This window comes from Amycolatopsis roodepoortensis, assembly GCF_014873915.1.
Classification (GTDB): domain Bacteria; phylum Actinomycetota; class Actinomycetes; order Mycobacteriales; family Pseudonocardiaceae; genus Amycolatopsis; species Amycolatopsis roodepoortensis.
In genome coordinates this window covers 69,568-92,343 of record NZ_JADBEJ010000005.1, presented here as the reverse complement: position 1 = coordinate 92,343, position 22,776 = coordinate 69,568, and the positions used below count along the sequence as shown (strand labels likewise).

General features: G+C 68.6%; 23 protein-coding genes. 3 read left to right on the top strand and 20 right to left on the bottom strand.

Features of this window, described 5'->3' with window-relative positions:
• The 11 genes from H4W30_RS19875 to H4W30_RS19825 all read right to left on the bottom strand — a co-directional run bounded on the left by H4W30_RS19875 (nucleotide 1) and on the right by H4W30_RS19825 (nucleotide 8,553).
• The gene (locus tag H4W30_RS19875) at nucleotides 1-522 is read right to left on the bottom strand and encodes a 3-hydroxyanthranilate 3,4-dioxygenase (RefSeq protein ID WP_192744245.1); all 522 of its coding nucleotides are present in this window, start codon (nucleotides 520-522) and stop codon (nucleotides 1-3) included.
• Entirely contained in the window at nucleotides 519-947 is a 429-nt protein-coding gene (locus H4W30_RS19870) for a RidA family protein (RefSeq protein WP_192744244.1), read from the bottom strand. Before H4W30_RS19870 ends, H4W30_RS19875 begins: the two co-directional genes overlap by 4 nt.
• The gene (locus H4W30_RS19865; protein WP_192744243.1) at nucleotides 944-1,702 is read right to left on the bottom strand and encodes a 2-keto-4-pentenoate hydratase; all 759 of its coding nucleotides are present in this window, start codon (nucleotides 1,700-1,702) and stop codon (nucleotides 944-946) included. Before H4W30_RS19865 ends, H4W30_RS19870 begins: the two co-directional genes overlap by 4 nt.
• Complete coding sequence (dmpG, locus tag H4W30_RS19860) at nucleotides 1,699-2,706, bottom strand: 4-hydroxy-2-oxovalerate aldolase (RefSeq protein WP_192744242.1); 1,008 nt, start codon at nucleotides 2,704-2,706, stop codon at nucleotides 1,699-1,701. The genes H4W30_RS19865 and dmpG overlap by 4 nt, the downstream gene beginning before the upstream one ends.
• Nucleotides 2,706-3,635, bottom strand: coding sequence for an acetaldehyde dehydrogenase (acetylating) (locus tag H4W30_RS19855; protein ID WP_192744241.1), 930 nt, complete (start codon nucleotides 3,633-3,635; stop codon nucleotides 2,706-2,708). The genes dmpG and H4W30_RS19855 overlap by 1 nt, the downstream gene beginning before the upstream one ends.
• Nucleotides 3,632-4,417, bottom strand: a complete 786-nt coding sequence (locus H4W30_RS19850; protein ID WP_192744240.1) for a 2-keto-4-pentenoate hydratase — start codon at nucleotides 4,415-4,417, stop codon at nucleotides 3,632-3,634. Before H4W30_RS19850 ends, H4W30_RS19855 begins: the two co-directional genes overlap by 4 nt.
• Nucleotides 4,414-5,883: a 2-hydroxymuconic semialdehyde dehydrogenase gene (locus H4W30_RS19845; protein ID WP_192744239.1), complete on the bottom strand. Its 1,470-nt coding sequence runs from the start codon at nucleotides 5,881-5,883 to the stop codon at nucleotides 4,414-4,416. The genes H4W30_RS19850 and H4W30_RS19845 overlap by 4 nt, the downstream gene beginning before the upstream one ends.
• 95 nt (nucleotides 5,884-5,978) lie before the next feature.
• Nucleotides 5,979-6,461, bottom strand: coding sequence for a SitI3 family protein (locus tag H4W30_RS19840; RefSeq protein WP_192744238.1), 483 nt, complete (start codon nucleotides 6,459-6,461; stop codon nucleotides 5,979-5,981).
• Between the two features lie 26 nt (nucleotides 6,462-6,487).
• Nucleotides 6,488-7,732 carry a CdiA C-terminal domain-containing protein gene (locus H4W30_RS44530; RefSeq protein WP_192744237.1) on the bottom strand — a complete coding sequence of 415 codons (1,245 nt, stop codon included), beginning with the start codon at nucleotides 7,730-7,732 and terminating at the stop codon, nucleotides 6,488-6,490.
• Entirely contained in the window at nucleotides 7,729-8,040 is a 312-nt protein-coding gene (locus H4W30_RS19830) for a type VII secretion target (RefSeq protein WP_192744236.1), read from the bottom strand. The genes H4W30_RS44530 and H4W30_RS19830 overlap by 4 nt, the downstream gene beginning before the upstream one ends.
• Nucleotides 8,041-8,058: 18 nt before the next feature.
• On the bottom strand, nucleotides 8,059-8,553 hold the full coding sequence (locus H4W30_RS19825) for a YbaB/EbfC family nucleoid-associated protein (RefSeq protein ID WP_192744235.1): 495 nt from the start codon (nucleotides 8,551-8,553) through the stop codon (nucleotides 8,059-8,061).
• Nucleotides 8,554-9,117: 564 nt separating this feature from the next.
• On the opposite strand from H4W30_RS19825, the gene H4W30_RS19820 reads away from it, so the two are divergent.
• Nucleotides 9,118-10,461 carry an MFS transporter gene (locus H4W30_RS19820; RefSeq protein WP_192744234.1) on the top strand — a complete coding sequence of 448 codons (1,344 nt, stop codon included), beginning with the start codon at nucleotides 9,118-9,120 and terminating at the stop codon, nucleotides 10,459-10,461.
• A 10-nt stretch (nucleotides 10,462-10,471) separates the two neighbouring features.
• Nucleotides 10,472-11,200 carry a dienelactone hydrolase family protein gene (locus tag H4W30_RS19815; protein WP_192744233.1) on the top strand — a complete coding sequence of 243 codons (729 nt, stop codon included), beginning with the start codon at nucleotides 10,472-10,474 and terminating at the stop codon, nucleotides 11,198-11,200.
• Here the strand turns inward: H4W30_RS19815 and H4W30_RS19810 are convergent.
• The 6 genes from H4W30_RS19810 to H4W30_RS19785 form a co-directional block, all read right to left on the bottom strand.
• Nucleotides 11,187-11,420, bottom strand: a complete 234-nt coding sequence (locus tag H4W30_RS19810; RefSeq protein ID WP_192744232.1) for a DUF6480 family protein — start codon at nucleotides 11,418-11,420, stop codon at nucleotides 11,187-11,189. The genes H4W30_RS19815 and H4W30_RS19810 overlap by 14 nt on opposite strands.
• A 62-nt stretch (nucleotides 11,421-11,482) precedes the next feature.
• Nucleotides 11,483-12,424 carry a glycoside hydrolase family 43 protein gene (locus H4W30_RS19805; RefSeq protein WP_192744231.1) on the bottom strand — a complete coding sequence of 314 codons (942 nt, stop codon included), beginning with the start codon at nucleotides 12,422-12,424 and terminating at the stop codon, nucleotides 11,483-11,485.
• Nucleotides 12,425-12,520: 96 nt separating this feature from the next.
• Complete coding sequence (locus H4W30_RS19800) at nucleotides 12,521-13,468, bottom strand: universal stress protein (RefSeq protein WP_225949778.1); 948 nt, start codon at nucleotides 13,466-13,468, stop codon at nucleotides 12,521-12,523.
• A gap of 73 nt (nucleotides 13,469-13,541) precedes the next feature.
• Nucleotides 13,542-14,198, bottom strand: coding sequence for a phosphoribosyltransferase (locus H4W30_RS19795; protein WP_192744230.1), 657 nt, complete (start codon nucleotides 14,196-14,198; stop codon nucleotides 13,542-13,544).
• Nucleotides 14,199-14,287: 89 nt separating this feature from the next.
• Nucleotides 14,288-15,382 carry a M20 family metallopeptidase gene (locus H4W30_RS19790; RefSeq protein WP_192746722.1) on the bottom strand — a complete coding sequence of 365 codons (1,095 nt, stop codon included), beginning with the start codon at nucleotides 15,380-15,382 and terminating at the stop codon, nucleotides 14,288-14,290.
• 50 nt (nucleotides 15,383-15,432) lie between these two features.
• Nucleotides 15,433-16,941: an AbgT family transporter gene (locus H4W30_RS19785; RefSeq protein ID WP_192746721.1), complete on the bottom strand. Its 1,509-nt coding sequence runs from the start codon at nucleotides 16,939-16,941 to the stop codon at nucleotides 15,433-15,435.
• A 160-nt stretch (nucleotides 16,942-17,101) separates the two neighbouring features.
• Here H4W30_RS19785 and H4W30_RS19780 point away from each other — a divergent pair, with 160 nt between their 5' ends.
• Entirely contained in the window at nucleotides 17,102-18,091 is a 990-nt protein-coding gene (locus H4W30_RS19780) for an Lrp/AsnC family transcriptional regulator (protein WP_192744229.1), read from the top strand.
• On the opposite strand, the gene H4W30_RS19775 is transcribed toward H4W30_RS19780, so the two are convergent.
• The 3 genes from H4W30_RS19775 to H4W30_RS19765 form a co-directional block, all read right to left on the bottom strand.
• Nucleotides 18,072-19,103, bottom strand: coding sequence for a TolB-like translocation protein (locus tag H4W30_RS19775; RefSeq protein WP_192744228.1), 1,032 nt, complete (start codon nucleotides 19,101-19,103; stop codon nucleotides 18,072-18,074). The two genes, H4W30_RS19780 and H4W30_RS19775, sit on opposite strands and share 20 nt — an antisense overlap.
• 17 nt (nucleotides 19,104-19,120) lie before the next feature.
• Nucleotides 19,121-20,680, bottom strand: coding sequence for a discoidin domain-containing protein (locus H4W30_RS19770; RefSeq protein WP_318780627.1), 1,560 nt, complete (start codon nucleotides 20,678-20,680; stop codon nucleotides 19,121-19,123).
• Nucleotides 20,681-21,114: 434 nt separating this feature from the next.
• Nucleotides 21,115-22,683 carry a discoidin domain-containing protein gene (locus H4W30_RS19765; protein ID WP_192744227.1) on the bottom strand — a complete coding sequence of 523 codons (1,569 nt, stop codon included), beginning with the start codon at nucleotides 22,681-22,683 and terminating at the stop codon, nucleotides 21,115-21,117.
• Nucleotides 22,684-22,776: the final 93 nt, after the last annotated feature.

The following is a 22,776-nucleotide window of genomic DNA, read 5'->3' as shown; positions in this document are numbered from 1 at the left end:
TCAGCCCTTCCCAGGGTGGAGGGCGCCGCAGCCGTCGCAGGTGCGGGCCTGTTCGTCGCCGTAGAACGCGGTGAAGACCGGCGGCAGATCCTCGACGATGTCGCGCACCTGGAGTTCCACCTCGTGCACCAGGGCGTCGCATTCGAGGCAGTACCACTGGAACTTCTCCAGCGTGCCCTCTTCGCGGACACGTTCGATGACCAGGCCGATCGAGTCGGCTTCCGGGCGCTGCGGCGAGTGCGGGATGTCGCCCGGCAGCAGCCACGTGTCGCCCTCGGAGATACGCACGGTCTTCTGACCTTCGCCGGTCATGATGTTGACGTGCATGTTGCCCTTGAGCTGGTAGAACCATTCCTCGTAGGGGTCGACGTGGAAGTCGGTGCGCTGGTTCGGCCCACCGACGATCTGCACGATGAAATCCTTGCCCAGTGCCATGGTCCGGTTGTTCACCGGCGGCTTGAGCAGATGCTCGTGCTCGGCGATCCAGGCCTGGAAATTGACGACCTCGGGAATGCCGGTCATCGCGGAACCTCCGTGTCTTTCGGTAGCTGGGCGATCGCCTGGATTTCGATCAGCAGATGCGGATGCGGCAGCTGATGCACGGCGACCGTGGTGCGGGCGGGACCCGTTTCGTCGAAGTACTCGCCGTAGATCTCGTTGTAGCCGCCGAAATCGTTCATCGAAACCAGGAACGTGGTGATCTGCGTGATGTCGGTGAGGTCGGCGCCGACCTCGTGCAGGATGCCGCGGATGTTCTCGATCACCGCGCGGGTCTGCGCGCGGATGTCCAGGTTCGTGGTGCCGAGTTCGTCCACCTCGACCCCGGCGAACGTGTTGTCCGGACGTCGGGAGCTGGTACCGGACACGAAAACCAGGTCTCCCGCGACCTTCACATGCGGGAAGCGGCCCCTCGGTTTGGCCAGCCCGGAGATCACCCGCCCGCTCATGCCAGCCCCCGCACCGAAACCCGGCCGAGCCCGGCGATATCCGCCTCGGCGACGCCGGGCACGAACGGCACCGCTTCGGTCGCCGCCCCGGCCAGCACGACCTGCCCGGCCCGCAACGGGATGGCCCGTTTCCGGCACAGCTCGACCAGCGCGTGCAGCGCGCGCACCGGATCGCCGAGGATCGCCGACGTCGAGCCGATCACCTCGCGATCCCCGGAGCGCAGCCTCACCGCCCGGTTCGCCGCCTCCCCGAACGCGCGCCACGGGCCGAGCACGAACCCGGCGGCCGAGGTGTTGTCCGCGACCACATCGGTGTGCGTGAACCGGAAGTCCCGGTACCGGGAGTCGATGATCTCGATCGCCGGGGCCATCGCGTCCACCGCGGCCTCCACGTCGAACGCCGGGTCGGCGAGATCGATGTCGCGGGCCAGCCGGTACGCGACCTCCGGCTCCACCTTGGGATGGATGAAGCCCGCCAGCGAGACCTCGCCTCCATCGGCGACCCGCATCGCGTCGGTGAGCCTGCCGGCGATCACCTCGGACACGCCCATCTGCGCCATCTTCGCCTTGCTGGTCAGCCCCAGCTTGACCCCGACCACCCGCTCGCCACGCGCCTCCCGGCGGGCCACCAGCTCGGCCTGGATCGCGTACGCGTCGGCGATGTCGATCTCGTGGTCGTCGGCGAGGCTCGGCGTGTCCACCCGCGACGTCTGCGCGGTGTCCAGGCGCTCGGCGAGCGCCGCGATGGCCATCATGTGCCGCTCCGTACCAGGTCGAGTGCGATGTCCACGATCATGTCCTCCTGCCCGCCGACCAGCTTCCGCCTGCCGACCTCGGTGAGAATCCGCCGGGTGTCCAGTCCGTAGCGGGCGGCCGCGCGCTCGGCGTGCAGCAGGAAGCTCGAGTACACCCCGGCGTAACCGAGAGTCAGCGTCTCGCGGTCCACCTGGACCGGCCGCTCCCGCAGCGGGCGGACCAGGTCGTCCGCCGCGTCCTGCAATGCGAACAGGTCCGCCCCGTGCTCCCAGCCGAGCAGGTCGGCGACCGCGACGAACGGCTCGGCCGGGCAGTTGCCCGCTCCCGCGCCCTGCCCGGCCAGCGCGACGTCCACCCGGTAGGCGCCGTGCTCGACCGCGGTCACGCTGTTCGCCACCGACAGGGAGAGGTTCTCGTGCGCGTGGATGCCGATCTCGGTTCGCTCGTCGAGCACCTGCCGGTACGCGTCGATCCGCTTGGCGACCCCGCTCATCGTCAACCGCCCGCCGGAATCGGTGACGTACACGCAGTGCGCGCCGTAGGACTCCATCAGCCTGGCCTGTTCGGCGAGCGCGGCCGGAGTGGAGAGGTGGCTCATCATCAGGAATCCGGACACGTCCATGCCCTGCTCGCGAGCCCAGGCGATGTGCTGCGCTGCCACGTCGGCCTCGGTGCAGTGGGTGGCGATCCGCACGCTGCGCACCCCGAGGTCGCGGGCGCGGCGCAGCTGTCCGATGGTGCCGATACCGGGCAGCAGCAACGTGGTCAGCGTGGCGTTCTCGATCACCTCCGCGGCGGCGGTGATCCACTCTTCGTCGGTGTGCGCGCCGAATCCGTAGGTCGCGCTGGACCCGCCGATCCCGTCGCCGTGCGCGACCTCGATCGCGGCCACCCCGGCTTTGTCCACAGCGGACACGATCCGCCGGACCTGGTCCACTGTGTACGCGTGCCCCATCGCGTGCATGCCGTCGCGCAGGGTCACGTCCTGGAGGTAGACCTTCATCAGAGCCATCCCCTCAGTTCGGCGATCCGCTCGGCCGTGCGCAGCGCCGCCGAGGTCATGATGTCGAGATTCCCCGCGTAGTCGGGCAGATAGTGGGCCGCGCCGAGCACTTCGAGGAACACCGAGACCTTGAGCCCGGAGATCTCCCGGCCGAGTTCGGGCACCCACTGCCGGGACACCCGGTCGAACTGCACTTCCTGTTTCAGCTTGTAGCCCGGCACGTACTCCCGCACCCGGTCGGCCATCTGCCCGACCGACGCGGCGATCTTCTCCCGGTCCGGCTCGCCCTCGACCAGGCAGTAGACCGTGTCCCGCATGACGATCGGCGGGTCGGCCGGGTTCAGCACGATGATCGCCTTGCCCATCGCGGCGCCGCCGACCTCGCGGATCGCGGCCGCGGTGGTCTCGGTGAACTCGTCGATGTTCGCCCTGGTGCCCGGCCCCGCCGAGCGGGACGAGATCGACGCGACGATCTCGGCGTACGCGACCGGGGCGACCGAGGACACCGCGGCCACGATCGGGATGGTGGCCTGTCCGCCGCAGGTCACCATGTTCACGTTCGGTGCGGCGAGATGCTCGTCCAGGTTCACCGGCGGCACCACGAACGGGCCGAGGGCTGCCGGGGTCAGGTCGATCATCAGCTTGCCGTGTGCCTCGGCCACCTCGGCGTGCCGTCGGTGCGCACCGGCCGACGTCGCATCGAAGATCACTCGCACATCAGCGAACTCCGGCAGTGCGGCGAGGCCGTCGATACCGTCGTGGGTGGTGGCCACCTTGAGCCTGGCCGCCCTGGCCAGCCCGTCCGACGCCGGGTCGATACCCGCCATCGCGGCCATCCGCAACGTCTTCGACAACCGTAGCACCTTGATCATCAGATCGGTGCCGATATTGCCGGAGCCGATGACGGCGACCGGAACCGTTGCTGTCACTGAATCTCCTCCTCGATCACCGCGTCGACCTCGCCGAGTCCGTCCAGCCGCAGCCGGAACCGGCCGGCTCCCGTGACCGGCACCATCGGGCCGAGCGCCCCGGACATCACCACGTCGCCCGCCCGCAACGGCTGCTCGCGAGCGGCCAGCTCCCGGGCAAGCCAGGCGACCGCGGCCACCGGCGAGCCGAGACAGGCGTGCCCCGCGCCGAACGAAACCGGCTCGCCGTCCAGCTCCAACGTCATCCCGGTCGCGGCGAGATCCCGGCCGGTCAGCGAGAACGGGGTGCAGCCCAGTACCACCGCGCCGCTGGACGCGTTGTCCGCCACCGTGTCCACAATGGAGAGATCCCAGGCGCCGATGCGCGAGTCGACGATCTCGATCGCGGGCAGCACGAACTCCGTCGCGCGCAACACGTCCGCGACCGATGCACCCGGCACGTCCAGATCGCGGCCGAGGACGAACGCGATCTCGCCCTCCGCTCGCGGTTGCAGGAACCGCCGGTACGGGACGGGTTCGGTGTGCGCGTACAGCATGTCGTCGAAGAGCACGCCGAAGTCCGGCTGATACACGCCGAACTGACGCTGCACCGACGGCGCGGTCAGCCCGATCTTCGCCCCGGCCACCCTGGCGCCTGCCTCGACCCGCTGGTCACGCAGCCTTCGTTGCACCGCGTAGGCCGCGTCGATCGTGCCAAGGAATTCCCGTACCGGCGGGCAAGGGGTCGCGGTGCTCGCCGCGGTCGCGAGCCGGGCGGCGGCCGCCTCGATCGGCGCGGTCACAGCCGCACGCACACATTCGTCGGCTCGGTGTAGAAGTGCAGCGAAGACGCGCCACCCTCCCGGCCGATCCCGGAAAGCCCCATCCCGCCGAACGGCGAGCGCAGGTCGCGCAGGAACCAGGTGTTCACCCAGGACATGCCGACGTGCATGGCCTGCGCCACGCGGTGTCCCCGGCGCAGGTCCTGGGTCCACACCGAGGAAGCCAGCCCGTATTCGGTGTCGTTGGCCAGCGAGATCGCCTCGTCCTCGGTGTCGAACGGGATCAGCGCGGCGACCGGGCCGAAGATCTCCTCGCGCACCGGCCGGTCCTTGTTGGTCAGGCCGGTCCACAGGGTCGGCTCCAGCCACGAGCCGCCGTCGAGTTCCGGGCCGAGCTCGGGAATCCCACCGCCGGTCAGGGTTTTGGCGCCGGCCTCCTCGGCCAGCGCGAGGTAGTCCAGCACCTTGCGCCGGTGCTCCGGCGAGATGAGCGGGCCGGTGGTGGTCCGCTCCGTCAGGGGGTCGCCGAGCCGCAGCCCGCGCGCTTGCTCCACCAGACCGGCCGCCACGTCGTCGAACACCGAACGCTGCACGTACACCCGCTCGGTGCACAGACACACCTGCCCGGTGTTCGCGAACACGGACCTGGTCAGCCCGGCGAGTGTCTCGTCGAGGTCGGCGTCATCGAACACGATCGCGGCGTTCTTCCCGCCGAGTTCGAACGACACCGGCCGGACCCGGGGCGCGACCGTGCGCATCACCTGGGTACCGGTGGCCGACGAGCCGGTGAACGTCACGCCGTCGATGCCGGGATGTTCGGTGAGGTATTGCCCCGCCGAGTCGCCGCCGAACCCGTGCACCACGTTGTAGGCGCCCGCGGGCAGGCCGACCTCGGCCAGCACTTCGGCCAACAGGGTCGCGGTGGACGGAGTCTGGTCGCTCGGCTTGACCACGACCGCGTTGCCGCAGCCGAGCGCGGGGGCGACCTTCCAGGTCAGCAACAGCAGCGGCAGGTTCCACGGCACGATCACCGCGACCACGCCGAGCGGTTTGCGCACCGCGTAGTTCAGCGCCTGCGCCCCGCCGGGCAGATCGGTGACGAACGATTCCTGGCCGGCCGCCGCGATCACGTCGGCGAACGTCCGGAAGTTCGCCACCGCGCGGGCCACGTCCAGTTCGCGAGCCTGGGTGACGGGCTTTCCGGTGTCCGCGACCTCGGCCGCGACGAACTCCTCGAACCGGGCCTCGATCCGGTCGGCCGCCCGGCGCAGCAACGCGGTCCGCTCCCGCACCGGAGTGTCCGCCCAGCCGTTGTGCAACGCCGCACGGGCGCCGGTGACCGCGCGGTGCACCAACTCCCGACCGGCCTCGTGCACCCGGGCGAACTCCGCGCCCGTCGCCGGATCGACCGCCGGGAACCCCGGCCCGTCCGGCTCGGCGAACTCACCGTCCACGAAGTTGCGGATCCACCGCACTGGCTGCGTCATGCCGTTCACTCTGTCCGGCCGCGCCATGCGGAACAAATGCGAATCTGTTCGTCAGCTATACCTGAACGCGCATATCGACGGAGCGGTGCCGCAGGTCACACTTCGGCGAAGGTGTGGGTCTGGCGCTGGAACGGCTGTGAAAGGGCGGCCAGACGGCGCGGCGGCCAAATGTCCTGCTGCTCGCTCACCGTCAGCACACCGTCGCGGCGCAGAAGCCAGATGGCCTCGAACTGATGATGGAGGACGGCGTCGCCGCTGACCCGGGCGAACAGGCCGGACACCAGCCGGATCACATCGTCCTGCTGTCTGCTGATGTCGCCTTCTTTGTCGAGCTGGAAGGCGATCGACACGGTGGGCGTGAAGCCGAGGTCCGCGCTCACCGGGTTCCACGGCCGTGGCTTGGTCCCGACCACGCGAATCCAGGTGCCGACCTTGGTGGCCACGCCCTGTTCGAGCACCTTGTCCGCGGTGACCTCCGGGTCGAACAACCCCAATTCCCTTGCCACGTCACGAATCTCGCGGGCGACGGTCTCGCTCGAAGATCGCGTCGCCAGTTCGAGGCTGTACGAGATGGCCATCTGAGTCGTCCTTGCTGCCTGAGGCGTCAGGGATAGAAGTTAATCACGTTGCCGTTCTTGTCGATCACCTTGATCTCCTTGAGGCCTTCGATAGGCCAGTCACGCAATTGGGCGCGCAGCTTCTCGGGATCGACGTTGCTGTCGGCCAGGTTGAGCACCACCCGCTCGGTCTGCTCCTTGTCGATCTTGCCCTGGATTTCCGAAGCGATGTTGCGCGCGTTGGCGGTCTTGGGGGCGTAGTTGTCGAAGACCTCGCCCTCGATCTTGTAGTCCGGGTTCTTGTCACCCGGGACGTCCGGGTTCTGCTCGACCTTGTACCCCGCCTTCGCCAGGGTGGTCGCCGATTCGTTCTCCCGCTGCAGGGATCGCTTGGTCTCGGCGTCGTCCTGTTCCCGAATCCGGGTCGGGTGCCCCTCGGGCTCGGCGTTCGGATCGGGTTGCCCGGAAGGCTCGGTGTGGTCGCCGCCGTGGCCGGTCGGCTTACCGGGCTCTTTCGGAGGCTTGTTCCCGCCGCCACCACCCTTGCGGAGGTCGTCCATCTTCTTGCGGATCTGGTCGAGAAACCCTTTGAGCTTGCGCAGCAGCGGAACCAGGTTCTGCAGCGTGCGCACCAGCTTCTTGATGATCTGGGCGATCCGGGCCGCCCACTTGGCCGCGGCGGTGGCCGCCTGCGCCGCGGCGGCGGGAGCGCCCACGATCGTCAGGGCCTCGGCGGCCCATACCACCAGTCGCCCGACCAGGTCGGCGATCAGGTCCCGAACCGTCTCCCGGACGACGCCGACCACCATGCCCGCCATCCGCACCGCGCTGCCCAGGCCGTCTGCCGCTTGTGCCGCGGCACCGATCAGGGTGGCCGTGGTCGCGGCGCGGACTCGATACGCGTCGCCTGCTTTGCCGACCCAGCTTTCGGTGTCGATCGTGGCTTCGGTGCCGTACGCGGTGCCCTCTTCGCGAACCGCCTTGGCGATGTTCTGCCAGGTCTGCGCCTGCGAGGCGACGACGTCCGCGTTGCCGGCGAGCTTGTCCAGCGCGTCCTGCAGCGGTTCCACATGCTCGATGATGAACGAGACCAGGTTGGACGCCACCGAGCCGATGGGGTCCATCACGATGCTCAGCGCCTCCAGGCCGGTGGTGACCGCGCCGAGGCCGATGTCGACCCAGTTCCCGCTCTCGATGCCCTGCACCAAATCGCTGATCGACTCGGCGATACCGATGCCGGTGTACCACTCGGTCGAATCTTCGACCGGCGCCACCAGCGGATTCTCGGTCACTCCAGCTCTCCGGAGAAGCCGTCGAACTTCAGCTTCGCTACCCCGTCCTGGCTCTCGTACCGGTCCGCGGCCGTTCGCAGGTTCTCCGCGGTTTCCCCCAGCCCGCCTTGGGCCGCCTTCAGCGCGGCGCTCGCTGCCTCCTCCAGCTCGTTGAACAAGGGGGGAAGGAACTGGCAGATGAGCCCGTAGGCGTCGTCGGTCATCACCTGGCCGGCCGCGTCGACCGCTTGGCCGATCTTCGCCCCGTGGGCCTCCGCCTTGGCGGCGTGGGCGCGCAGATCGCCGCCCGCCACCTGGAAGCCGGTCACGGTCTCACCGCGAGACGGTCATCGCCTCCGGTCGTAGATGGAACCTCCACCGAAGTCCCCCTCCCCGTCATCGGCCTCCCCGCGGTCGACCCGAGGTAAAGCCTCTGCTGACTCCCCAGTCGAAGGAAATCGCTCTTGGTAGTAATCCACGATCCGGTCCGCGCTCGCACCGGCTTCCGCACCGAGCGTGTCGTCGGCGACCTCACGCACCCGGCCGGCGATCTCGGCCTTTGCGCGGTTGATGGCCCCCATCAGCTGAGCTCCGAGCTCTTCAGGCGAAGTGCGATGGACACGTTCGGTGAACTTCGCGTCGACGACCGAGCCGTTCGCGTCCACCGTGACGGTGACGACTCCGCCGGGACTGCTCGCGGACACCCGAACGTCCTCGACCCGGTGTTGCAACTCCTGATAGCGGGCGGCGTTGCGCTCGAATTCGGCCACCCAGTCGTCCAGACCGCGCTCGATCTCGACGGGGTCGCCGCGGAACAGATCGTCGGGAAGTTCCGAGCCCATGCGTGGACCCTACCGGGATTCACCCTGAACCGAATTGGTCGGAACAAGTGAATATCGGCCAGATTCGCCCGACAGCGGACTGCGTCCCCGGCCTTCGGGAACACGCCACTCGCCGCTCCCACCAGCGCAGCCTCCTCCGGCTGCCACCCCGGACTGTGCACCGCCCACGCCTCCGGCGCGGATTCGGCAACGGCGGTGGGACGACCAGGTCGCCAGTCCGGCCATCAACCTGGCGAACGCCGCCGCGTAACGCACGGCGACGCCCGGTGAGTCGACGGGCAGCGACTCACCGCCGGGCGGGAACTGCTCGGCGTGAGCGGCCAGGGACGAGGAACCCTTCGGCCCCAAGTGCTCCGCGCACCAGAACGGCAGACTTTCCAATGCCACAGGGGACTCCTCCAGCCTCGGCGCTCGCGTCGGAGTCAACCATGGCTCAGGTATACCGGTTCGGGCATGGCAGACCGGCAATTCGGCATTTGTGGCCTATGCCTCACGGTGTAAGGCTTCTGCCCAATCGCCAGCAGCCGCGATCGGCTGTCGCCCGAGTCGATTGGGTTTTCGCAGATGAACGCACCCGCGCCCCGCAGGATCGCCGCCGCCACGCTCGCCGGGACCACCCTCGAGTGGTACGACTTCTTTCTCTACGGCACCGCGTCCGCGCTGATCTTCAACAAACAGTTCTTTCCCTCGCTGAGCCCCACGGTCGGCACCCTCGCCGCGTTCAGCACCTTCGCCGTCGGGTTCATCGCCCGCCCGCTCGGCGGTCTGGTGTTCGGTCACTTCGGCGACCGGATCGGCCGCAAGTCCACGCTGGTGGTGTCGCTGATGCTGATGGGTGTCGGCTCCACGTTGATCGGGTTGATCCCGAACTTCGAGGCGATCGGCATCTGGGCGCCGATCCTGCTGGTCGCGATGCGGATCGTGCAGGGCATCGGGCTCGGCGGCGAAGGCGCGGGAGCGACCCTGATGTCGATGGAACACGCGCCCGCCGATCAACGGAACCGGTACGCCGGGTTCCCGCAGATGGGCACCCCGGCCGGGCTGGTACTGGCGAATCTGCTGTTCCTCGGCAGCAGCGCGCTGATGCCCGCCGACGCGTTCGCCGCGTGGGGCTGGCGGATCCCGTTCCTCCTGAGCGTCGTGCTGGTCGCGATCGGACTGATGATCCGGCTGAAGATCACCGAATCACCGTCGTTCACGCAGGTTGCCCGGAACGACAAGGTGGTCCGGTTCCCGCTCGGCGAGGCCTTCAAGGTCGGCTTCGGCAGGCTCGCGCTGACCTTGCTGGTCGGCGTGGCGAACTCGGCGGTCGCCTACGTCTTCATGGTCTTCACCCTGTCCTACGGAACTCAGAACCTCCACTACGACCGGCAGTTCCTGATCCTGTCGGTGACCGGATCGGCGGTGCTGTGGTTCGCCACCATCCCGATCTGGACCCGCATCGCCGACCGCCACGGCAGGCGCACCATGTTCGTCGCCGGCTCGGCCGCGCTCCTGCTGTGGTGTCTCGCGTTCTTCCCGTTGCTGAACAGCGGCAACACCGGGCTCACGATGCTCGCACTGGCGGGTATGGGCCTGGTCGTCCCGATCACCCACTGCGTGCAGGGCGCGATCATCGCGGACACCTTCCCGGTCAACGTCCGGTTCTCCGGTATGTCGCTGCTGCTGCAGGGCGGCGCGATCCTCGGCGGCGGGCTCGCTCCGATGATCGCCACCGCGGTGCTCAACGCCACTGGTTCGACCACCGGCATCACCTGGTATCTGGCCGGGATCTGCGGCGTGAGCATGATCAGCGCGATGGCCCTCTTCCGCCTGGTCCCCGCTCAGTCCACAGTGGACGGACCGCGCGAGCGTGACGCGGTTCCGCTGTCCGTGAACACCCGCCCAGCCGGGCTCGACGATCATTAGAGTCCGGTTCATGCCGGTCACCACACGCACGGTCGAATACCCCGCGGACGGATTGACGATGGTCGGGCGCCTGGCGCTCCCGTGCGGTACCGACCGCCGTCCCGCGGTCCTGATCGGGCCGGAAGGGACGGGACTGAACGATTTCCAGCGTCGCCGAGCCGACGCCCTCGCCGAGTTGGGGTACGTGGCGCTGGCCTTCGATTTCAACGGCGGGCGCTGGTTCTCGGACCCCGAGGAGATGCTGGCGTACGTGATGCCCCTGCTCGCCGATCCGGACCGGATGCGGGAGATCGGCCACGCGGCCCTCGACGTACTGCGGTCGGAGCCGCGGACCGATCCGGACCGGATCGCCGCCATCGGATACGGCACCGGCGGCGCGATCGCGCTGGAACTCGGCCGGGACGGCGTCGACCTGCGCGCGATCGGCACGATCAACGCGGTGACCACGGGCCGTCCGGGCGAAGCGGCACGGATCCGCTGCCCGGTCTGGGCCGGGGTCGGCTCGGAAGACCCGATCATGCCGCCCGCGCAACGGGAGGCGTTCACCACCGAAATGCAGGAGGCCGGCGTCGACTGGCGGCTCGTGGTCTACGGCGGCGCGCAGCACGCCTTCCACCACCCGCCGGTGGATCAAGCCGTGCTTCCTGGCGTCGGCTATCACGCGCGGCACGCGGAGCGGGCGTGGCGCGACGTCGTCGGCCTGCTCGACGAATGCCTGCCCGTGGTCAGCCCAGCTTGAGCCATCCCAGCGCCAGCGCGACGACGAATCCGCTCGCCAGGACGACGAGAACGCCGATGAAGATCAGCCAGGCGACCGGCATCGCCTTGGAGGGCATCGGCTGCGGGTGCGAGAGCCCGGAGGTCTGAGCCGAGTCGGGCGGCGTGTCGCCCGGCCTGACGCCCCCTCCTGGTTCGCGGCTGGTCTGTTCGGGTTCGGGGTCGGGCGGCTGCGCTGTCATCGCCGGTGCTCCTTCGGTCGGTCTCCCGCCTGGGTACCCGAACGACGGCGGCGAAACCCCTGTCAGCCGAGCTGGGGAACATCGTTCGGGAACGTGATGGGCAGCTGGAACATCCCGCGGGCGGTGCGGCCACCTCCGAGCCAGCCATGGAAGTGGATATGACCGTCGACGACGTCGGCCCCACCCGGTGCGTCGACCTTGCCGCCGAGCAGATCGGTGGACAGGATCGGCGCACCGGCTTTCACGAACGGTCCGCTCAGCGCGGGCGCGGACGCGTAGCCCGTGTGGTAGCCGGAACTCTGGAACGTGTCGGCGGAGTAGAACAGCAGGTACTTGCCCGGCGTCTTCACCACCGACGGTGCCTCGACGACGGCGTTCTCCGACGCGAGATCGGCGCGCAAAAGCTCGATCCGCGGGCCGTCCGGTGTGCGCCCATCCGCGCGCATCTTCTGCGACCAGATCGCGGCCGGAGGACCGATGGCCGCGCCGTCGCTCTTGTAGAGCAGGTACCTCGAGCCGTCACTGTCCACAAAGGTCTGCGGGTCGATGTCGCCGCCGTCGCCGGGGACGCAGATCAGTGGACCGTCACCGGCCGGTGTGTACGGCCCTTCGGCCTTCGCGGCGGTCGCGACGCCGATGCACATCTCCCCGCCGGGAGCCACCGCCGCGGAAAAGTAGAGCAGGAACGTACCGTCGGTCAGCCGGGTCACGTCGGGAGCCCAGAACCCACCGTCGGGTTTCGCCCACTTGGGTGCGGCCGCGAGCGCGTCGCCGGCCATCCGCCACGGACCTTCCGGCGCCGGAGCGTGCGCGTACGGCATTTTCGTCGCGCCGGTGCTCGTGGAGAAGGCGAGGTAGCCCGAGTCGGTCTTGATGACGTCGGGATCCGGGAAGTCCTGGCCGATGAGCAGTCTCGGCGTGCCGATGGCGAACGCCGGAGGCGAGGTGACGTGTGTCGTCGCCATGACCATGGCGAGGGTCACGAGGCAATGCATGAACTTCATGACCGATTCTGTGGACGGGACGACGCGGCCCGCAGCGTCGCCGGCGCCATGCCACCGGGAAGCGTGTATTCGATCGTTCACCCGGTCCGGCGGGATTCATCCGCGCGTCTTCGGGTAGCCGGCGTGGCGTTCCTTGTGGTGACGGACTACGGCGACGGGACACGGCGCGTGGTGGACCATGGCGCGGCTGACCGAGCCCAGCAGAGCTCGGCGCAGCGGCCCGCGTCCGTGACTGCCGACGACGAGCAGCGCGGCACCCTCGGCTTGCTCCGCCAGGGCGTGGGCGGGCCGGTCGACCGCAATCACCCGCTGGACGGGAACGTCGGGATACCGTTCCCGATATCCGGCCAGCGATTCGTCGAGCAGGGGCTTTCCCCGTTCCTCGATGAGTTCCCTGTCGTGCTCGGTAGGCGTCACCGCCATGGCTTCGAGCGGGAGATCGGACCAGACGTGCAGGGCCACCAGCGCGCGGTCGTGCCGGTCGGCGAAGTCGTAGGCGAACCCGATGGCTTCCCTGCTGGTCTCGGACCCGTCGACACCGACCACGACCTTTCCCTCCGCCGGTACGTCGCCGGCGCGCACGACCACGATCGGCCGGTGGTAGTCGTGCAGGAGTTCGTTGGCCGTCGAGCCGACCAGGAGCCTGGGCAGCGCGGTGAGCCCCGACGACCCGATGACCAGCAGCTCCGCGTTCTCCGCGGCGCGGGCCAGCTCGTCGGGTGCGCGGCCGGACAACAGCCGCGTCGAGACGGGCAGCCCCGGCCAGGCTCGGCGGCAGTCCTGGGCGATGTCGCCGAGCATGGCCTCGGCGTGCCGCTGCGCCGTTTCCTGACCTGCTTCGAGGAACCCCGGTCGCGGCCACGCACCGCCACCCGGGAGCGCCTCGGGTACGGGCGGGAACCCGACGACGTGGGCGATGACCAGCCCGCAGCCGCGGGCGGCGGCCTCCCCCGCGGCCCAGCGCACGGCCCTCCGTGCTTCTTCGGAGCCGTCGTAACCCGCGACGACCGCTCCCTTGTCCATTGTGGATTCCGGTGATGTCATCACTGTTCACGTCCTGTCCGAGCGACGGCGACACTGCCATGAATACCACGTTCGGCGGTCGCCGAAACCTCGCTCAAGAAGGCGCGGCCGCCTGGAGCAGCGCGACGACTTCCTCGTCGCTGGTCTGCGAGAAGTCCTGGTACCACTGGCCGACCGCTCTGAACTGCGCTGGCTCGATCAGACAGAGGACGTCGTCCGCCTCGTCGCGCAGCAGCTCGGGCGCCCGCACGGCGCACACGGGAGTGGCGAACACCAACCGGCGCGGCTCCGCCCGACGCAGGGCGCGCAGCGCGGCCGTCGCCGTGACACCGGTGGCGAGCCCGTCGTCCACCAGCAGGACCTCACGGCCGCGAGCCGCGACCGCGACCCGGCCGCCGTGATAGCGGTCGAGCCGGCGGCGCGCCTCCGCTCGCTCGGCTTCGCACGTCTGCTCCAGGTCGGCCGGTCTCAGCCCGAGCCTGTGCAGTGTGTCCATGTCGTAGTAGGGCGGCCCGTCCGCCGTCACCGCGCCCACTCCGAACTCCGGATGGCCGGGCGCGCCGATCTTGCGGGACACGGCCACACCCAGCGGTGCACCGAGTTCGCGAGCGACTTCGGCGGCTACCGGCACCCCACCCCTCGCCAGGCCGAGCACCAGCAGATCAGGCCAATCGGGCCGCCCGATCGCGCGGGCCAGCTGCCGGCCCGCCATCCGCCGGTCGGCGAACGCGCGATACGTGACCGAAGACATGACCTCGGCCTGCCACCGGAGCCGCAGGGGCAGGCGACGAACACCTCCTGCCCAGGGCGTACCCCAGAGCCGACCGGGCAAACCGCTCGTCAGGCGAGTGCCGAGATCAGCCCGATCGCCAGCGCCGTCCGTTCCGGGATGTGCCTCGTGAGGATGTGCTCGTCGCGCGCGTGCGCGCCGCCTCCGACGGCGCCGAGCCCGTCGAGCACCGGACGGCCCAGCGCGGACACGAAGTTGCCGTCGCTCGCACCTCCCACCGCGGTCTCCTCCAGCTGCCAGCCCTCGTCGGCGGCCACCTTCCGCGCGGTCGCGAACAGCGCCCGTGACGGGTCGTTCGGTGTCATCGGCGGCCGGTTCCACTCCCCTTCCACCGAGACGGTCACGCGGGGGTCGGCGGCTTCCAGACCGGCGAACACCTTGTCGATCCGGTCCATTTCGGACGGTTCGGCGACGCGGACGTCGACGCCGCAGCCGGCGCTGCCCGCGGTGACGTTACGACCGGTGCCGCCGGAGATGGTGCCGACGTTGACCGTGGTCCCGAGTTCGCGTGAGCCCGCGGACGCCAGCTGCCCGACGATCTCGGCGAGGGCGTGGATCGCGCTCGCACCCGCGTACGGGTCCAGGCCCGCATGACCTTCGACGCCGGTGGCGGTCACGTCGAACAGGCCGACCCCCTTGCGCGCGGTCTTCAGCTTGCCGTCCAGCGACGCCTCGAAGACGAGGGTGGCCAGCGCGCCTTCACTGGCCGCTTCGATGTACGGCCGGGAGTGGGGGCTGCCGATCTCCTCGTCGCCGTTGAAGAGGAACTTGACCGACGGATGCGGCAGGCCGAGCTCGCGGAGGCCTCGCAGGGCCCAGACCGACTGCACCAGACCGAGTTTCATGTCGAACGCGCCCGGCCCGGTGACGCGGCCGTCCTCGTCGGTGTACGGCCAGCCGGTGAGCGTGCCGGTCGGCCACACCGTGTCGTAGTGACTCAGCAGCAGTACCGTTCCCGGCGCCGTCCCCGCATAGCCCAGTTCGAGCACGTCGCCGCGGACCGTGTCGGTGTGGCGGGCTTCGGTATCGGGCTCGCCGAGGCGGTCGAAGGCCCAGGCCCGGATGGTGTCGATGCCTTTGTCCAGCATCGGCTTGTCGTAGCTGTGCGTCTCCAGTTCGACGATCGTCCGCAGATCGTCGAGCATGGCGGGCAGTGCCTGGCGGGACCATTCCGTGTGTGACAAGAGAATCCTTTCTACCGAACGGGGGCGCCGGGGCCGAGCGGGATGCCGAACACCCAGAACACGAAGAACAGCAACGTCCACACCACCAGCAGGGCGAACGAGAGCGGGACCGTCATCGAGAACAGCGTCCCGATCCCCGCCGAACGCCGGTAGCGCTGCAGGAAGCCCAGCGCCATCACGAAGTACGGGCTCATCGGGGTGATCGCGTTCGTGCACGAGTCCGCGATGCGATACAGCGCCTGCGTGGTCTCCGGCGGGATGTCCAGCAACATCAGCATCGGCACGAACACCGGGCCGATCAGCGCCCACTGCGCCGAGCCGCTGGTGACGATCAGGTTCACCAGGGTCACCACGACGAGGATGCCCAGCATGATGACCGGCCCGGAGACGCCGGCGGATTTGAGCAGGCCGGCGCCGTTGATCGCGGTGATCTCGCCGATACCGGTCCACTTGAAGTAGGCCAGGAACTGTGAGATGGCGAAGAACAGCACCAGGATCGGCGCCATCTCGCGGAATCCGTGTGCCATGAACCCCGGGATGTCGCGGCTGCTGGTCACCGTCCCGGCGACCTTGCCGTAGGCCCAGCCCGCGGCCAGGAAGCCGAGTGCGAGGAAGATCGAGATGGACGTCAGCAAGGGTGACTCGATGATGCTTCCGCCCTTGCCGCGCAACGGCGACGACGCGGGCAGCACCGCAAGCACCAGGGCGACCACGAAGACGGCCAGCGCGATGAGCGCGGCGAGCAGGCCACGCCGTTCCTGGCGGCTGAGCTGGAGCGAGCCGAGATCGTCCTCCTCCGCGTCTTCGTCGACGGGCATCGCCTCGGCGCGCCGCGCGAGGACCTTCTCGGTCACGAGCGTGATCACGGCGGCCAGCACGACCGACGAGGCGAGCGAGAAGAAGTAGTTGGCCAGCGGGGTGACCGAATAGGCCGGATCGATCGTCTGCGCCGCCGCCGTGGTCAGGCCGGACAGGATCGCGTCGGTCGGCGTGATGAGCGGGCTGGCGTCGTACCCGGCGGAGATCGACACGAACGCGACCACGATGCCCAGGATCGGGCTCCGTCCCACCGCGCGGAAAGCCAAGGCGCCCAAGGGGATCAGCACCACATAGGCCGCGTCGGACGCGACGTGGGACACCATTCCGGTGAACGCCAGCGCGAAGGTCACCCATCGCGGCGAGACCTTCGAAACACCGGACCGCAGCACGGCCGCGAGCAGACCGGAGCGTTCGGCGACCGCCACGCCGAGCATCACCACGAGGATCGTGCCCAGCGGCGGGAACGACGTGTAGCTCTTGACCGCGTCGGTCACCATCATCCGCACGCCGTCGGCGGACAGCAGGTTCTTCGCCTCGACGGTCTTGCCCGACGCCGGGTTCACCGCCGACACGTCGGCCGCGCTGAGCCCCCAGCTGGCGAGCGCCAGCACGCCGCTCAGGATGACGAACAGCCAGAACGGATGCGGCAGCTTGTTTCCGAGCCGCTCGACGCCGTCGAGCACGCGCAGCAGGAGGTTCATCGGACGTGAGGTCGTTCTGGCCTGGCTGGAACTCACCGGCGCGGCTCCTTCCTGATCGGAGGGCCCATTACAAACTCAAGCGACCGAATAGTGCAACCCTGAACTGAATTACGCATGTATCAGTCACCAGAGCACACCAGATGACTGATACATTCACCACATGCTGACCGAACCCGAGCTGGATCTGATCGCGGCGCTCCAGATCGCCCCGCGTGCCTCGGTCGCCACGCTCGCCGAGGCGCTCGACGTCTCCGCCAGCACGGTGGGACGACGGCTGCTTCGGCTCGAGGAACAGCGGATCCTCCGGGTGATCGGCCAGGTCGAGTGGACGGCGAGGGCGCGCGGGAACCCGCGGCACGTCTGGGTCACGACCGAACCGGGTGCGTCCGGCTCGGCGGCGAAGGCGCTCGCACGGTTTCCCGAGGTCCAGCTCGCGGCGGAGACGGCGGGCCGGTCGGACGTCTACCTGGCCGTGCACGTTCCGGATCGCGCCGAGGCGCGCGAACTGCTCGCCGAGCGCATCCCAGGGGTGCCGGGCGTGGCAGGGACACATTCGGAGCTGGTGCTGCGGGCGTTGACGAGGGCCGACTCCTGGCGGCTGCACCGGCTGAGCGAAGACCAGCAGAAGATCTTGTCCCGCGATCAGGTGGTACCGGACGGATTCGACGCCGGCGAGGTGGGCGCCGACGAGCGGCGGCTCATCGGGCTGCTGGCCGGGAACGGGCGGATCACCGCGGCCGAAGCGGGCCGGATCCTCGGCCTCAGCCAGTCCACCGCCTACCGGCTGATCCAGTCGACGTTGCGGCGCGGCATCGTCCGGCCACGCGTCGAGGTGGAACCCGCGCAGCTCGGCTACGAACTGGAGGCGGTCATCGCGCTGACCATCACCCCGGGCGCCATCCAGGCCGTGGCCGGGGAGCTGGCCCGGCATCCGTCGGCGCGGTACGTGTCGATCGTCGCCGGCACCGCTTCGGTCATCCACCAGGGCGTGTTCCGGAACGAGGACGAAATGGCCGACTTCCTCACCAGGGACCTCGCCCCCTTGCCCGGGATCACCGCACTGCAGGTCTCGGTGGTGTTGCGCATGCTGCGCCGGTACTGGCTGTACCGGGAGGACGGGAGATTCGCCGTCATCGACGAGCCGTCGTGACGGACGGCGACGACGCCAGGGGAACCAGCAGACGCGGCGCTCCGGTGCCGTCGGCGGGCACGGACCAGATGTCGCTCTCCTTGCCGTCCGCGCGCGGCAGGCCGTAGGCGATCGTGCCGTCGTCGAGCCAGACCACCTGGTCGTCGATGCTGCGCGCCTCCGCGAGCGGCGTCTCCCGCATCGTGGTCAGGTCCAGCACATGCTCCCGCCATGGCCGGACGTCGCCGTCGGCCACGCGTTTCTTGAACGCGAGTTTCGTGCCGTCCGGCGACAACGACGGGCATTCCGCGTTCTCCCGCAGGGTGCGAGCCTTCCACGCCTCGTTGTCGCCCTCCACGAGATAGGTCCGCCCGCCGGTGGAGACCGTGGCGAAGAACGTCCGCTCGTCGGTGGCGAACGTGACGCCCCAGTAGTTGACGTCCTCGCCCCGGTGGACCGCGTCCCCGATCCGCAAGGGGATGCCCTCGATGTTGCTCGACAGCTCGTTCCGTTCGCGATCCATGATGGCCGTGCGCGTCGAGAAGGTCCCGGGTGTCGAGTACGAGTCACCGGTGACGAAGGTGGTCCAGCTCCCCATCCGGCCACCGGGTGAGAGCTTCGCGCGGTTGGGGATGCCGGGGACGTCGACGCGTTTGACCTCGCCGAGCGCGGAGTCGACGAATTTGGCGACCGCGCCCGGCAGCGGCGTGGGTTCCTTCGCGAGGCACAGTCCGCCGTCCACCGCCGTGTAGAACCGTTCGCAGCCGAGCGAACTGATCCGCCGCGGACCGCCGGGTTCGAAGACGGGGACCGACGCGACGTTGCCGTACCCCGGCCCCGGCGCGCCGTTGCGGAACAGCAGCCTCCCCGGCTCCCCCAGCCCGACAGGCCCCGAGGAATCGACCGCGACCGCCGCGTCGGCCGTCCGCCGCTCGGGGCTGTTCGCCTTGGCCTGCACCACGTACACCACCGAGGCGGCGGCGAGCGCGGCGACACCCGCCAGCGCCATGATGAACTTCACCGGGAGCTTCACTCCGTCCCCTTTCCTCGTCACCGGCAGGTGTACGGACCCGCTTTGTCGAGCAGTTCCCCGTTGGTGCCGATGATCTCCCAGGAATAGGTCTTTCCCTTGAGCACCAGCTTCATCACCCCGTGCTTGCCCAGGATCTTCTCGACACCTTCACGGGCCTTGTAATCGAGATAGAGGCTGTCGCCACCGATGCCGGCGATGACCGACCGCACGCCGTTGGCCTCGTCGACATGCCCGTCGACGTCCAGCGGCTTCGTCCGCTCGTAATGGTGATCGTGCCCGGCGAACACGACGTCCGCCTTCGCCCTGGCCAGCTCGTTCCACAACGGCGCGATGCTCTTGGCGTCGCCGGAATTCCCAGAGTTGAAGCGCGGATGGTGCCAGTACCCGGCGATACAGGACTTCTTCGTTTTCGCCAGGTCTTTGCGCAACCACGCCACCTGCTCGGCACCGCCGCCGTTGTACACCGGGTCCGAATCGAGCGCGACGAAATGGAACGCGCCGACGTCGAAGCTGTAGTACGGCTTTCCCTTCGGCGTCGCGATCTTCCCGAAGTACTGCTTGTATCCCGCCAGCTCGTTGTTCCACTCGTGGTTACCCGGCGTGGGTTTGGTGATCTTCTTGAACCTGCCCCAGGTCTTGTCGTAGTAGGTCCGGAACTCCTCGATGGTGCCGTCGTCGTATTGGTTGTCGCCGACGGTCAGCACGTACCGGGGGTTGATCTTGCGCACCAGCTCCGCCGTCCGCTGGTGCTCGGACGGCAGCTCGGCCTTGGCGATGTCGCCGGCGAGCGCGATGACGATGCCGTCGGACGCCGTCGGCCGGGTGGACGCCCTCACCGGCATCGTCGATCCGGACAGGTTCCCCGCCGCGTCCCTCGCCCGCACCGCGTACTGGAAGTCGAAGCCCGACGCCAGGGACGTGTCGGTGTAGGAAGTCGTCGCGGACCGGCCGATGACGTTGCCGTTGCGCAGGACCTCGTACTCCGTGACGCCCACGTTGTCGCTCGACGCGGTCCAGCCGAGCGTGATGCTCTCCGTGGTGGACGACGCCTGCCGGAGCCCGGTCGGCACCGACGGCGGCTGGATGTCGCCGTCGCCGGTGCGAACTCCGTAGACCTCCAGCTCCCACAGCGAGTACCCGTAGACGGTCGCCCGTGCCGTACCGAAGATCCGGACGTGTCTGGCGGAGGTGTTCAGCCCGGTGAACTCGTCGAGGCCACCGTCGCTGCCCACGACGGTCTTCACGTCCCGCCAGTTCTGGCCGTCGTCGGACGCTTGGACCTGGTAGTCCTTCGCGTGGGCGGATTCCCACAAGACCTTGATCCGGCTGATGTCCGCCGGACCGCCGAGGTCGACCGCGATCCACTGTGGATCGCCCTCCAGGCTCGCCCAGCGGGTGGTCGAATCGCCGTCGACGGCGAGCGCGCCGCTGAAACCCTCACTCTCCACAGTGGAGGTCGTGGTCCGTTTGTTGACCGACAGCAAGGATTCCGCCGTGGCGCCGGAAGCCGTCACGGGCTGAGCGAGCAGGACGATCGCCACGATCGCGGCGGTGCCCGGCTTCACCAATCGATTCACCTGTACTCCTGGATGGACCTACGTCGTGTTCATGTTGAGGGGCAAGCAATGTGTCATGTCTTGACCAACGGCTACCGATGAGTGAGTCGGCGGCCAGTCAGTAGTGTCCGTTTTGGACGCTTTGTGCGGGGGTCGTGAGTGCTGATGAGCGTTCTCTTTGAGCCGAAGGTCAAACGTGTCTTGTCGGGCGGGGCGTCCTGAAGGTCACCTTGGGGACGTTGGATGTCTCAACGGTGACCTTCAGGACATCAAATCTGTCCAGGACTACACGGCGGCGGCTGTGTCGCGAAAGCCACTTTCGGGACATCAGGCGTCGCGAAAGTGGCTTTCGCGACATGCCTCGGATATCACGCCACCTTTGCCTTACCTCCCATAACCCGAACGCCACTCACGACACCGGGTCCGGTGCCGCGCACGGCACCGGACCGCGGCCGTCAGCGGCAGGTGTACGGTCCCGCCTTGTCGAGCACATTCCCGTTGGTGTCGTGGATTTCCCAGGAGTAGGACTTCCCGTTCAGCATCAGCTTCATCACCCCGTGCTTGGCGAGGATCTTCTCCACCCCTTCACGAGCCTTGTAGTCCGTGTAGAGGTAGTCGCCACCGATGCCGGCGATGACCGACCGCACGCCGTTGGCCTCGTCGATGTGGCCGTTGACGTCCAGCGGCTTCGTCCGCTCGTAATGGTGGTCGTGACCGGTGATCACCATGTCCGCCTTCGCCCTGGCCATTTCGTTCCACAGTGGCGCCATCTGCTTCTTGTCCCCGGAGTTCCCCGAGTTGAAGCGCGGGTGGTGCCAATAGCCGATGACGCAGGACTTCGTGTTCTTCGCCAGGTCGTTGCGCAGCCAGGTCACCTGGTCGGAACCACCGCCGGTGTAGATCGGGTTCGAGTCCATCGCGACGAAGTGGAAGTCACCGATGTCGTAGCTGTAGTACGGCAAACCCTGCGGGTACGCGATCGCGCCGAAGTACTCCTTGTAGCCCCGGAGCTGGTCGTCCCATTCGTGGTTGCCCGTCGTGGGTTTGGTGATGCTCTTGAACTTGCCCCACGTCTTGTCGTAGTGGGAGCGGTATTCGGAGATGGTGCCCTTGTGGTACTGGTTGTCGCCGACCGTCAGCACGTACTTCGGATTGATCCTGGCGACCTGGTTCGCGGTCCCCTGGTGCGTGGAGAACAGCTCCGGGTTGGCGATGTCACCCGCGAGCGCGAGGGTGACGGGGCCGGTGCCGCCGGGCTGGGTCGCCGCCCTGATCACCGGGCTCGCCGCGGAGACGTTGCCCGCCGCGTCCCGCGCCCGCACGGAGTAACCGAACTCCACTCCGGACGCCAGGCCGCTGTCGGTGTAGGTGGTCGTCGCCGTGGTCCCGACGACGTTGCCGTCGCGAAGCACCTCGTACTCGGTGACCCCGACGTTGTCGGTGGACGCGGTCCAGCCGAGGGTGACGCTGTCCGTCGTGGTGGCTTTCGCGGCGAGACCCGTGGGCGCCGTCGGCGCTTGCGTGTCCCCGCCGCCGACGCGGTCGCCGTAGATCTCCAGCTCCCACAACGAGTAGCCGTAGCTCGTGCCGCGAGCCGTGCCATGGATTCGGATGTGGCGCGCGGTGGCGTTGAGGCCGAGGTGCTCGTCGATACCGCCGTCGCCGCCGACGACGGACTTGATGTCGGTCCAGGTCCTGCCGTCGGCCGAGCCCTGGATCTTGTAGGTCTTGGCGTAGGCGACTTCCCAGTTCAGTTTGACCTTGGTGACGGTCGACGTGGCGCCGAGGTCGACGGCGATCCACTGCGGATCGACCATCTCCTCGCTCGCCCAGCGGGTCGTGGCGTTGCCGTCGACGGCGTTGGCGCCGCCGAACTCGGCGCCCTCGACCGACGAGGTCGAGGTCGGTTTACCCGCGGACAGCAGTGATTCCGCTTGCGCCGCGGTACCCGAAGAGATCAAGGTCTGCCCCAGCAGGGCCAGCGTCGCCACCGCGACACCGGCCAGGGGTGTTCTCCGTTTCATGCGAACTCCTCGACGTTGCGGAGTCGGCGAGTACCGGCGGTGAGCGGCGAGGGTCGGCCGGAGTCGCTTTAGTTAAGTAAGTTTCCTAACGAT

Bases quoted from the DNA above. Each gene is read 5' to 3' on its own strand.
- H4W30_RS19875 (WP_192744245.1), bottom strand. From the start codon at position 522: ATGACCGGCATTCCCGAGGTCGTCAATTTCCAGGCCTGGATCGCCGAG.
- H4W30_RS19870 (WP_192744244.1), bottom strand. From the start codon at position 947: ATGAGCGGGCGGGTGATCTCCGGGCTGGCCAAACCGAGGGGCCGCTTC.
- H4W30_RS19865 (WP_192744243.1), bottom strand. From the start codon at position 1,702: ATGATGGCCATCGCGGCGCTCGCCGAGCGCCTGGACACCGCGCAGACG.
- dmpG (WP_192744242.1), bottom strand. From the start codon at position 2,706: ATGAAGGTCTACCTCCAGGACGTGACCCTGCGCGACGGCATGCACGCG.
- H4W30_RS19845 (WP_192744239.1), bottom strand. From the start codon at position 5,883: ATGACGCAGCCAGTGCGGTGGATCCGCAACTTCGTGGACGGTGAGTTC.
- H4W30_RS19840 (WP_192744238.1), bottom strand. From the start codon at position 6,461: ATGGCCATCTCGTACAGCCTCGAACTGGCGACGCGATCTTCGAGCGAG.
- H4W30_RS19825 (WP_192744235.1), bottom strand. From the start codon at position 8,553: ATGGGCTCGGAACTTCCCGACGATCTGTTCCGCGGCGACCCCGTCGAG.
- H4W30_RS19820 (WP_192744234.1), top strand. From the start codon at position 9,118: ATGAACGCACCCGCGCCCCGCAGGATCGCCGCCGCCACGCTCGCCGGG.
- H4W30_RS19815 (WP_192744233.1), top strand. From the start codon at position 10,472: ATGCCGGTCACCACACGCACGGTCGAATACCCCGCGGACGGATTGACG.
- H4W30_RS19810 (WP_192744232.1), bottom strand. From the start codon at position 11,420: ATGACAGCGCAGCCGCCCGACCCCGAACCCGAACAGACCAGCCGCGAA.
- H4W30_RS19805 (WP_192744231.1), bottom strand. From the start codon at position 12,424: ATGAAGTTCATGCATTGCCTCGTGACCCTCGCCATGGTCATGGCGACG.
- H4W30_RS19800 (WP_225949778.1), bottom strand. From the start codon at position 13,468: ATGACATCACCGGAATCCACAATGGACAAGGGAGCGGTCGTCGCGGGT.
- H4W30_RS19795 (WP_192744230.1), bottom strand. From the start codon at position 14,198: ATGTCTTCGGTCACGTATCGCGCGTTCGCCGACCGGCGGATGGCGGGC.
- H4W30_RS19790 (WP_192746722.1), bottom strand. From the start codon at position 15,382: ATGCTCGACGATCTGCGGACGATCGTCGAACTGGAGACGCACAGCTAC.
- H4W30_RS19785 (WP_192746721.1), bottom strand. From the start codon at position 16,941: ATGAACCTCCTGCTGCGCGTGCTCGACGGCGTCGAGCGGCTCGGAAAC.
- H4W30_RS19780 (WP_192744229.1), top strand. From the start codon at position 17,102: ATGCTGACCGAACCCGAGCTGGATCTGATCGCGGCGCTCCAGATCGCC.
- H4W30_RS19765 (WP_192744227.1), bottom strand. From the start codon at position 22,683: ATGAAACGGAGAACACCCCTGGCCGGTGTCGCGGTGGCGACGCTGGCC.